This window comes from Ancylobacter sp. 3268 (genome assembly GCF_031456575.1).
GTDB lineage: Bacteria > Pseudomonadota > Alphaproteobacteria > Rhizobiales > Xanthobacteraceae > Ancylobacter.
This window is the reverse complement of sequence record NZ_JAVDUX010000006.1, coordinates 317,805-327,530: the sequence shown is the minus strand read 5'-3', so window position 1 is coordinate 327,530 and position 9,726 is coordinate 317,805. Positions and strand designations below refer to the sequence as shown.

11 protein-coding genes are annotated in these 9,726 nt (G+C 67.4%); 10 read left to right on the top strand and 1 reads right to left on the bottom strand.

Features of this window, described 5'->3' with window-relative positions; all coding sequences use genetic code 11:
- From J2X65_RS11545 to J2X65_RS11500, 10 genes are all read left to right on the top strand, one after another.
- Window positions 1–255 (top strand): hypothetical protein (locus tag J2X65_RS11545; protein WP_404977692.1); only part of this gene is annotated, 255 nt, incomplete at its 5' end.
- 190 nt (window positions 256–445) lie between these two features.
- The gene (locus tag J2X65_RS11540) at window positions 446–1,420 is read left to right on the top strand and encodes an SDR family oxidoreductase (RefSeq protein WP_310201056.1); all 975 of its coding nucleotides are present in this window, start codon (window positions 446–448) and stop codon (window positions 1,418–1,420) included.
- 21 nt (window positions 1,421–1,441) lie between these two features.
- Window positions 1,442–2,485, top strand: coding sequence for a UDP-glucose 4-epimerase GalE (gene galE / locus J2X65_RS11535; RefSeq protein ID WP_404977691.1), 1,044 nt, complete (start codon window positions 1,442–1,444; stop codon window positions 2,483–2,485).
- Between the two features lie 26 nt (window positions 2,486–2,511).
- A complete protein-coding gene (locus J2X65_RS11530) occupies window positions 2,512–3,315 on the top strand; it encodes a hypothetical protein (RefSeq protein WP_310201054.1) in 804 nt (267 codons plus the stop codon).
- Between the two features lie 13 nt (window positions 3,316–3,328).
- Window positions 3,329–4,276 carry a hypothetical protein gene (locus J2X65_RS11525; protein ID WP_310201053.1) on the top strand — a complete coding sequence of 316 codons (948 nt, stop codon included), beginning with the start codon at window positions 3,329–3,331 and terminating at the stop codon, window positions 4,274–4,276.
- Window positions 4,273–5,046 (top strand): glycosyltransferase family 2 protein, encoded by a 774-nt coding sequence (locus J2X65_RS11520; RefSeq protein WP_310201052.1) that lies wholly within the window; start codon window positions 4,273–4,275, stop codon window positions 5,044–5,046. Before J2X65_RS11525 ends, J2X65_RS11520 begins: the two co-directional genes overlap by 4 nt.
- Before the next feature lie 87 nt (window positions 5,047–5,133).
- Entirely contained in the window at window positions 5,134–6,321 is a 1,188-nt protein-coding gene (locus tag J2X65_RS11515; RefSeq protein WP_310201051.1) for a PAS domain S-box protein, read from the top strand.
- Window positions 6,305–6,922, top strand: a complete 618-nt coding sequence (locus J2X65_RS11510; RefSeq protein WP_213364983.1) for a response regulator transcription factor — start codon at window positions 6,305–6,307, stop codon at window positions 6,920–6,922. The genes J2X65_RS11515 and J2X65_RS11510 overlap by 17 nt, the downstream gene beginning before the upstream one ends.
- A gap of 157 nt (window positions 6,923–7,079) precedes the next feature.
- Complete coding sequence (locus J2X65_RS11505; RefSeq protein WP_310201050.1) at window positions 7,080–7,415, top strand: response regulator; 336 nt, start codon at window positions 7,080–7,082, stop codon at window positions 7,413–7,415.
- Window positions 7,416–7,519: 104 nt separating this feature from the next.
- Window positions 7,520–8,200: a helix-turn-helix domain-containing protein gene (locus J2X65_RS11500; RefSeq protein ID WP_310201049.1), complete on the top strand. Its 681-nt coding sequence runs from the start codon at window positions 7,520–7,522 to the stop codon at window positions 8,198–8,200.
- A gap of 169 nt (window positions 8,201–8,369) precedes the next feature.
- Here the strand turns inward: J2X65_RS11500 and hemN are convergent, their stop codons facing one another.
- Window positions 8,370–9,689 (bottom strand): oxygen-independent coproporphyrinogen III oxidase, encoded by a 1,320-nt coding sequence (hemN, locus tag J2X65_RS11495; RefSeq protein ID WP_310201048.1) that lies wholly within the window; start codon window positions 9,687–9,689, stop codon window positions 8,370–8,372.
- Between the last annotated feature and the right edge of the window lie 37 nt (window positions 9,690–9,726).

Genomic DNA, 9,726 nt, shown 5'->3' with positions numbered 1-9,726 from the left:
GACGCCTATTATGGCGGGCTGGGCTACGACTACGCGATACTGGAGGAAGGCGGCGGGGTGGATTACTTCGTCGACTGGAACGTCACCCGCGACCGAGTGGTGTTCGACAGTGCCATCTTCTCCTCGATCGGCGCGGCAATGGACGCCGCGTTCCAGAACGGCACCGACGTGGTGATCTGGGACGGCAGCGACGGCATCGTCTTGCAGAACGCCAAGCTGGCCCAATTGACCACGAGCAATTTCCTGATCGTCTAGATCGATCCCGCGCCCGGCCGTGAGGCGCCATCGGCTTGCGGCCGGCCATGGCGCAACGGCGGACGATGTGCAGCCGGATGCCGCCATTCGGGGCGGGTGCCGGTATATTTCGTCGATTTTAGCGAAGCCTTCATTGCCCCTGCTGTAGGCGGGAACAGTGCCTCCGCGCCCTGGCAGCTGGAAGAGATTCATGCATCTGGAACGTCGCGTCCTCATCACCGGTGGAGCCGGATTCCTGGGGTCGCATCTGGCCGAACGCCTGTTGAAGCAGGGATGCCAGGTGCTGTGCGTCGACAACTTCTTCACCGGCACCCGCTACAACATCGAACATCTCATCGGCCATTCCGCCTTCGAGCTGCTGCGGCACGATATCGCCCATCCGCTCTATGTGGAGGTCGATGAAATCTACAACCTCGCCTGTCCGGCCTCGCCGATCCATTATCAGCGCGATCCGGTGCAGACGACCAAGACCAGCGTGCTCGGCGCCATCAACATGCTGGGCCTCGCCAAAAGGCTCAACGCCAAGATCCTGCAGGCCTCGACCAGCGAAATTTATGGCGATCCCCAGGTGCACCCTCAGGCGGAAGGCTATTGGGGAAACGTCAATCCCATTGGTCCGCGCTCCTGTTATGATGAAGGCAAGCGCTGCGCGGAGACCCTGTTCTTCGATTACTGGCGCCAGCACCGATTGCAGGTCAAGATCGCCCGCATTTTCAATACCTACGGGCCGCGAACCCACCCCAATGACGGACGGGTGGTATCGAGTTTCATCGTGCAGGCCCTGCTGAATCGGGATATTACAGTCCATGGCAGCGGGGAGCAGACGCGTTCTTTTTGTTATGTTGATGATATGATTGATGGTTTGGTCAAGCTTATGGAAAGTCCGGCGGAGGTGACGGGGCCGATCAATCTCGGCAATCCCACCGAGTTCACGATCCTGGAGCTCGCCCATCTCGTTGTCGATCTCGTCGGATCGCGGTCGAAGATCGTGTTCAAGCCCTTGCCGGAAGACGACCCGCGCCAGCGCCGGCCGCAGGTGGAGCGGGCGCGCGAATTGCTTGGCTGGCAGGCGTCGGTGTCATTGCGTGAAGGGGTGAAGCGGACGATTCCCTATTTCGAATCGCTCGTTTCGCAAGGATTGGTACAGCGTGTTATCGCTGTTTGAGCGAACGCAGGGATGGTCGCGGTGACGGCGGAACGAATCTTGGTGGTCGGTGGGGCCGGCTATATCGGTGCCCACACCTGCAAGGCGCTTGCGCAGGCAGGTTTCCTGCCGGTGACCTTCGATAATCTCTCCACCGGCCATCGTGACTTCGTGCGCTGGGGACCGCTGGTCGAGGGCGACATCCACGACACGGCGGCCGTCGCCGCGGCGGTGCGCGAGCATGGCATCGTGGCGGCCATCCATTTCGCCGGCTCGGCCTATGTCGGCGAGTCGATGGTCAACCCGGCGAAATACTACGAGAACAACGTCGCCGGCTCCCTGTCGCTGCTCAACGGGCTGCGCGAGGCCGGCTGCGACAAGCTGGTGTTCTCCTCGACCTGCGCGGTCTATGGCCAGCCCGCCCACATGCCGATCGACGAGAGCGTGCCCACCGTGCCGGTCAATCCTTACGGCCAGAGCAAGCGCATGGTCGAGCACATGCTGGCGGATTTCGGCATGGCCTATGGCCTCAAATCCGTGGTGCTGCGCTATTTCAATGCCTGCGGCGCCGATGCCGCCGGCGATCTCGGCGAACTGCGCGATCCCGAAACCCACATCATCCCGCGCGCCCTGATGACGCTGCAGGGCTATATCGACGATTTCACCGTGTTCGGTGCCGACTTCCCCACCCCGGACGGCACCGCGGTGCGCGACTACATCCATGTCGTCGACCTGGCGGACGCCCATGTGCTGGCGCTGCAGCGGCTGCTGCGCGGCGAGCCCGGCGGCACCTTCAATCTCGGCACCGGCGACGGCTACTCGATCAAGCAGGTGCTGAGCGTCATCGAGGACGTGACCGGGCTGAAGCTGCCGGAAGTCGTCGGCGGCCGGCGAGCCGGCGACCCGGCGATCCTGGTCGCCAATGCGGCGCGGGCCCGCGACGAGCTCGGCTTCGAGACCAGACATTCCGACCTGAGACAGATCATCGAGACCGCCTGGCGGTGGCATTTGCGTGCCCATCCCCGGCGCAACGCGCCCATCGATCCCCTGTCGGCCAATGCCGCGGGCCGGCGGGCGAGGCGGTGATCGCCTATCCCGCCAGAGGACCAGCCATGCGCAACCTCGCCGAACCCCGTCCGCAGGTATCGACGCCGCCGCAGCCGCTGCCGGCGCTGGCCAGCCAGCGCGAGCCGCGCCAGAGCTGGGTCGACCTGCTGGCGCTGCATCTCGACGCCCGCCGCAACTGGCGGGAACTGGCCGAGACCGCCGGCAGCGCCGGCGATGCCGATCTCAACGAGGTCGACGTGTTCCTCGTGGGGATCATCGCCCGCTTCGCCGGAGCCGCGCGCGTGCTGGTCGATTCCGCCGAGCTGGCGCGTCGGCTCGAACATTGCCGCGCCGATCCCGCCTTCAGCTTCGTCGCGGCACCCGGCGAATTGCCGGCGCCCGGCGACATGCTGCTCTACCCGCTGGCCGCCATCGAGCGGGCCGGCCGGGCCGCCGCCGGCGTCGCCGGGCCGGTGGTGCTGGTCCATGGCGGCGGGCGCGACTGGCAGGGCGGCGCGGCGGTGCATGTCGAGGGCGTCCGCCACCGGCCGCTGGCGGGCCTGTCGCCGGCATTGTGGAAGTCCTCGCTGCTCATGCTGGCGAGCGAGACCGCGTGCGGCGAGCGGGAGCGGCTGCTCGCGCAGGTGACGACGCTGCTGGCCGACCGCGCGCTCGATCCCTTCTTCCTGCTCGACCAGATCCAAGAACTGCGCGCCGCCGCGCGGCGGCCGGAAGCCGCACCCGACGAGGCCGAGGCGCTCAAGGCGCGCATCGCCGAACTGGAGCACGAGGTCGCCAGCCTTCGGCGCTATGCGGTGATCCAGCAGGAAAGCCTGACGCGCCTCGGCGGCGCGGCGGATCGGCCGTGATCGGGACCGGGTCATGATTCCCGTCATCGCTCCGTTCGGCATCAACTGGTTCTATGAGAGCCAGGCCGGCAATCTGGCGCAGGATCTGACGGCCTACGGCCTGCCGGCGGTAGCCGTGCCCTCCCGCGATGTCGCGGAGATCCGCGCTCATGCCGGCAGCCTGGCGCTGATCGTCAACCATTCCGAATGCCTGATCGCGGCGGAGCGGGAGAACCGGCGCGGCGAGCTGATCGCCGCTCTCGGCAGGTTCGAGCATCGCATCCTGATCAATTACGACAGCATCTACTCTCACTGGTTCGGCAACCAGTTCCCGGCGGATGCCAGCCCGATCACCGCGATCGTCGACCTCACCATGGCGCGGCAGGTGGATGTTCCGCTGGTGCGCGGCGTGCCCTATGTGTGGGCGCCGGAAGCGTTTTCCGCCCAAGAGCGGGCGAGCGTGCGTCGGTGGGAGGCCGGCCGGCCGCTGCCCTGGGCGGTTCTCGGCCATGCCACCGCCGACCGCGCCGCGTTCCTGTCCGCCGCGATGGAGACGTTGGGCAGCCATGGACTAGCATTCCTGCCGCCGCACCGGCCGTTCGAGCGGCGCTCCGGCTTCGAGGCGGCGGAGATCGCGCGCGTGCTCGGCCGCTCCGATCTCTATCTGTGGAGCAGCCATCACAGCTTTCCCTATCATGAGGGGTTCCGGGCGCTGCACGCCGTGGCGGCGGGGGCGGTGCCCGCCAAGGTGGACCCGCTCAACGCCGCCCATTTCGCCCATGTCCCCTGGGTCTATCCGCACCTGCAGGCGGTGCGGGAGGCGCGGGAAGAATTCGGGCTGGCGCGGCTGCATCAGGCGGCCTTCGACTTCATCGAGCGGCACGGCACGCTGGCCGGCAGCGTCGCCCGAGCGATCGCGCCCTGGTGTCCGGCGGCGCGGCCCATTGCCGAGCGGAACCGCGGACTGGAAGTCGTGCCATGAACGACGGGCGTAACCCCCACGGCGTGTCGATCTGTGTGCCCAACTGGAACCACCGCAACTATCTCGGCCGCTCCGTCGGCAGCGCGTTGCGGGCCGCCGAGAACCTGAACGCACGCGGGGTGGGCTGTCAGGTCATCGTGGCCGATGATTTTTCGCGCGACGGCTCGCAGCGCCTGCTGGCGTCGATGGCGCTGGCGGATCGCCTCGGGGTGATCGACCCGATTCTGGCGACCGGTAATGAGGGCCTCGCCGCGACCCGCAACCGGGCGATGCGGAATGCGCGCTACAAGCATGTCTGCTTCATGGACGCAGACAACGAACTGATCCCGGAAAATCTTTACCATTTTTGGCGCGCAGCGCGAGATACTGGCGCGGCAATCACTTATGGCAACCTGGTGATGCATAATGGAGAGCGTTCGATCGGGCTGCTGTCAAACGATTTCGTCGACGAACGCATCTATGACATGAACTATATCGACGCCTTCTCGCTGGTCGATGCGGATCAGGTGGAGGAGCTCGGGGGCTACTACGGCAAGCATGCCGCAGCACATGAAGATTGGGAGCTGCTGCTTCATCTCTGTGCCGAAGACAGGTTGCTGGTATTCGTTCCATTAGTCCTTGGTTATTACCATGTCGCTCCATTGTCGATGATACAGACGACACAGTTCGACCATTCGAAGATGCGGCGGGTCTATGCCCAGCGCAAAAGCGGTCTGCCCCTTGGCTTCGATGGGCGCCGTATCTATCATCCCGATATTGGCTGGCTGTAATCCGACACCCGCACGAGGGGATGGCAATTCGGGCGTGGTGGCCGCTCCAGCCTGTCGTGCGGCGTGGCCGCTGAGTAGATCGACATCATGCACGAAGCGACGGACCGGAGCGAGACGACAGAGCTGGGCACCGTGTCCGAGGCCCGCCTGCTTTCGGTGCTCGACACGGCGGCCGACGGTATCATCGTCATCGACGCGCGCGGCCGCATCATGGTGTTCAACAAGGCCTGCGAGAAGATGTTCGGCTTCCCCGCCGTGCAGGTGATCGGCGAGAACGTCAAGGTGGTGATGCCCACCGAATATGCCGTCGCCCATGACGAATATATCGGCAGCTATATCCGCACCGGCGAAAAGAAGATCATCGGCATAGGCCGCGAGGTGCATGGGCGCCATGCCGATGGCACGGTCTTTCCGCTGGAGCTTTCCGTCGGCGAGGCTCAGACCCGGGAAGGGCGGCAGTTCATCGGCATCCTGCGCGACCTGCGCCCGCGCAAGGAGAGCGAGCAGCGCCTCGCCGAGCTGCAGAGCGATCTGGTGCATCTCGCCCGCGTTTCGGCGATCGACGAGATGGGGGCGGCGATCGCCCATGAGCTGAACCAGCCGCTCACGGCGCTGATGCTCTATCTGCAGGCCATCCGCCGCGCCCATGCCAAGGGCATCGACCTGAAGGCCATGACCGGCGACATCCTCGACAAGGCGACGGGCGAAGCGGAACGCGCCGGCCACATCATCCAGCGCATGCGGCAATTCGTCGAGAAGCGCGACCCGGTGCGCCAGTTGCGCGTGCTCGACCCGCTGGTGGACGACGCCATCGAACTCACCCTGCTCGGCCAGCGCCACCGCATCGCCATCGGCCGCGAGCAGGAGGACGATTTGCCGCTGGTGATGGTCGATCCGGTGCAGATCCAGCAGATCATCGTCAATCTGGTGCGCAACGCCATCGAGGCGGCCGGGCAATCCAAGCACCCCGCGGTACGGGTCGCCACCCGCCGGACCGCCAGCCATGTGGTGCTGGAGGTTTCCGACAACGGGCCGGGCATCGCGCCCGAGGCGCTGCCGAAGCTGTTCCAGGCCTTCGCCAGCTCGAAGCATCGCGGCATGGGCCTCGGGCTTGCGATTTCACGGACGATCGCCCAGAACCACGGGGGTGATCTCGTCGTGGATCCCGGCGGGCAGGGACGTGGTGCGTGCTTCGCCCTGTCGCTGCCGATCCGGGACGACAAGAAGGCGATCGAGACCGATCAGGGAGGACAGGCGCATGGCGGGGCAGGGTGACATCTTTGTCGTCGACGACGATCCGGCGGTCCGTGACGCCCTCTCGCTGGTGATGAGCCTCGAGGGCTATCACGTCCGCAGCTTCTCCGACGGCGCCGCCTTCCTCGCCATTGCCCGGCAGAGCGTGCCGGCCTGCGTCATCCTCGACGTCCACATGCCCGGCCGTTCCGGCCTCGACATCCTGAAGGAGCTGGAAGCGGACCGCTATCCGGCGCCGATCTTCATCATTTCCGGCCAGGGCGACATCCCCATGGCGGTCGATGCCATCCGCCACGGCGCGCTCGACTTCATCGAGAAGCCCTTCGATGCCGACACGGTGGTGGAGCGGGTGCGCGAGGCGATCGCCGCGCAGACGCAGCGCGCCGGCAACGGGGCGGGCGACCTGCTCACGGCGCATTTTCCCGGCCACGACCTGCTGACCCCGCGCGAGCGCGAGGTGCTGGTGCAGATCGCCAACGGCGCCTCCAACAAGGAGGCCGGGCGCAAGCTGGGCATCTCGCCGCGCACCATCGAGGTGCACCGCGCCCGCATCATGGAGAAGCTCGGCGCCCGCAACGCCGCCGATCTGGTGCGGATCGTGCTGAAGGACATGCGCGCCTGAATCGCGCCGGCGGCCGCCCCCAGGGCGGCGCCAGCCTGCCGCGCCCAGCCTGCCGGCCCGGCCCCGCCACCGGGCTTCGCATTCCTACGAATTGCCGGCATCTGCCGCCTTCGCCACCCTCACGAAAAAAGCGGGAGGCGCTGCGTTGCGAATTCACGTGCTCGAGGACGACGGCGGTGTGAGCGATTCGCTCGGCCTTGCGTTGAACAACCTCGGCCATGACGTGGTCTTCCACAGGACGGCCGAGAGCTTCTTCTCCCAATCGCCCCCTGCTGCCAGCGATGTGGTGCTGGTCGATCTCAGCCTGCCCGGCATTCCCGGCGGACAGGCGGTGCGCTGGCTGCAGAGCCTCGCCGGGCCGCCCCGCGTGGTGGTGGTGACCGGCCAGTCGCAGACCGTGATCGACCATCAGCTGCGCGGGCTGGCGCCGCTGCAGGTGGTGCGCAAGCCGCTGGACCTGGCGGCGCTGGTCGCGGTGTTGCCGGACATGTGAGGCAGCACGTATGGGGGTTGCGCAGTTTTCCTTACGCAGCCGTCCCAACTATGCGCCGCAGCGTTCCCGCCTATGGTTCCAGCCACGTCAGAACGGAGGCTCCCATGCGGCAGGCAATCGAGGATCGGATCGGCACCAGCCACGGCACCTCCACCATGCGCGGTGCGATTCATGCGGGCGGCCCTGCCGAGCATCCGGCCCCGGGGTCGCGCGTTGCCGCCCACACCACGCTGCTGCATGAGGGCGATCCGGCCCGGCGCATCATGGAGGTGGTCGAAGGGGCGGTGATGCTGACCAAGCTGCTGCCCGACGGTCGCCGCCAGGTGGTGGAGCTGCTCGGCCCCGGTGACATGTTCGGCCTTGCCTGCGGCGATGTCTATGCCTGCTCCGCCGAGACGCTTACCGCCAGCCTGGTGGTTCCGCACGAGCGCGGGGCGCTGGAGCGCGATGGCGCGCTCGCCGCCCGGCTGCTGCGCCGCTTCGAGAGCCAGCTCTGCACCATGCACGCCCATGCGTTGGCGCTGGGCCGCATGTCGGCGCTGGAGCGCGTGGCCTTCTTCCTGCTGCGGCTGATGCCGGAACCGGCGGCCGGCGCGCCGCTCGACGGCTCGGTGCATATCGCCATGACCCGGCAGGAGATCGCCGACTTCCTCGGCCTGACCCTGGAGACGGTGAGCCGGGCGTTTTCCGAGCTGAAGCGCCGCGGCCTCGTCGCGCTGCTGCGCGCCGACGAGGTGCGCATCCGCGATCGCGGCAGCATGCAGCGTCTCGCTGGCGCCGCCTGAGACCCACGAGATACGCCGGAGGGGGGACAAACAAGAACAATTTCATCCGGTCGTGCGGTGCGAGGCGTTCATCCCCTTTACGCTCTCGATCCCGCTCCTTCACACGCCCCGCGGCTTGCCGCGGGGCGTTTTGTCTGCGCGGTCCGTGCCGGCAGCAGAGCTCGGGCGGTCACACCGCCACGGAGTGCCGGGCGGTGCCCTGTTGCAGCCGGGCATCGAGCGCGGCGGCGGCGAGGCGCACGAAGGGCCGTCCGCTCGGCGTCACCTCCACATGCCGGCCCTCGATGCGGATGAGCCCATCCGCCGCCAGCGGTGCCAGGCGCGGGGTGGCCTCGACGAGGGTCTCCTCGTCGAGATCCACCGCGAAATCGCACATCAGCCGTTCGATCAACGCGCCGCGGCGTAGATCGTCGCGGGTGAAGGCGACGCCGCGCACCGTCGCCAGGCCGCCGGCATCGATGGCGCGGATATAGGACGGCGTGTCGGCTGCGTTCTGGGTGAAGCCCTGCGGAAAGCGGCTGATCGCCGAGGTGCCGAAGCCGATCAGCGCCTCCGCCTGATCGACGGTGTAGCCCTGGAAATTGCGGTGCAGTCGTCCCTCGCGGGACGCCACCGCCATCGGGTCGTCCGGCCGGGCGAAATGGTCGAGGCCGATGGCGACATAGCCGAGTCCGACGAGGGTTTCCCGTGCCGCTTCCGCCTGCTCCAGCCGCTCGGCGGCACCGGGCAGGGCCGCCTGGTCGATCAACCGCTGATTCGGCCGCACCCACGGCACATGGGCATAGCCGAACAAGGCGAGGCGCTCGGGTTTCAGCAGCACCGCCATATGGGCGGTGCGGCGCACGTCGCGCGCGGTCTGGTACGGCAGGCCGTACATCAGATCGAGATTGATCGCGCCGACCCCGCTCTCGCGCATCAGCGTCACCGCCCGCTCGACGGTGCCGAAGGGCTGCACCCGGCCGATGGCGCTCTGCACATGGGCCGAGAAGTCCTGAACCCCGAAGCTGACCCGGTCGACACCGATGGCGGCGAGGGCATCGGCCAGCGCGGCGTCGGTCTCGCGCGGATCGAGCTCGATGGCGTGCTCGGCCAGTGGCTCGAGGTCGAAGCCGCCGGCGAGGCGGGCATAGAGCCGGCGCAACGCTTCCGGCCCGATCAGGCTTGGCGTGCCGCCGCCCCAGGCGATGTGCGTGACCGGCCGGCCGCCGGCCTGCGCCGCCACCCTCTCGATCTCGCGTTCCAGCCGGGCGACATAGGCGGCGACCGGACTGGCCCGCCGCGTCGCCTTGGTGGTGCAGCCGCAATAGAAGCAGATCGACGAGCAGAACGGCACGTGCAGATACAGCGAGAGGCTGGCCCGGGCCGGCAGCGCGGCGAGCCATTGCGCGTGCCGGGCGGCATCGATCTCCGCGCTGAAATGCGGCGCGGTGGGATAGGAGGTGTAGCGCGGCACGGCGCGCTCGGCGTGAAAAAGAGCGGAACTGGTCATGGGTCGAAATTGACCTTCGTGGTCGGGTGGCGCATTG

Bases quoted from the DNA above. Each gene is read 5' to 3' on its own strand.
- J2X65_RS11540 (WP_310201056.1), top strand. From the start codon at position 446: ATGCATCTGGAACGTCGCGTCCTCATCACCGGTGGAGCCGGATTCCTG.
- J2X65_RS11530 (WP_310201054.1), top strand. From the start codon at position 2,512: ATGCGCAACCTCGCCGAACCCCGTCCGCAGGTATCGACGCCGCCGCAG.
- J2X65_RS11525 (WP_310201053.1), top strand. From the start codon at position 3,329: ATGATTCCCGTCATCGCTCCGTTCGGCATCAACTGGTTCTATGAGAGC.
- J2X65_RS11520 (WP_310201052.1), top strand. From the start codon at position 4,273: ATGAACGACGGGCGTAACCCCCACGGCGTGTCGATCTGTGTGCCCAAC.
- J2X65_RS11515 (WP_310201051.1), top strand. From the start codon at position 5,134: ATGCACGAAGCGACGGACCGGAGCGAGACGACAGAGCTGGGCACCGTG.
- J2X65_RS11510 (WP_213364983.1), top strand. From the start codon at position 6,305: ATGGCGGGGCAGGGTGACATCTTTGTCGTCGACGACGATCCGGCGGTC.
- J2X65_RS11500 (WP_310201049.1), top strand. From the start codon at position 7,520: ATGCGGCAGGCAATCGAGGATCGGATCGGCACCAGCCACGGCACCTCC.
- hemN (WP_310201048.1), bottom strand. From the start codon at position 9,689: ATGACCAGTTCCGCTCTTTTTCACGCCGAGCGCGCCGTGCCGCGCTAC.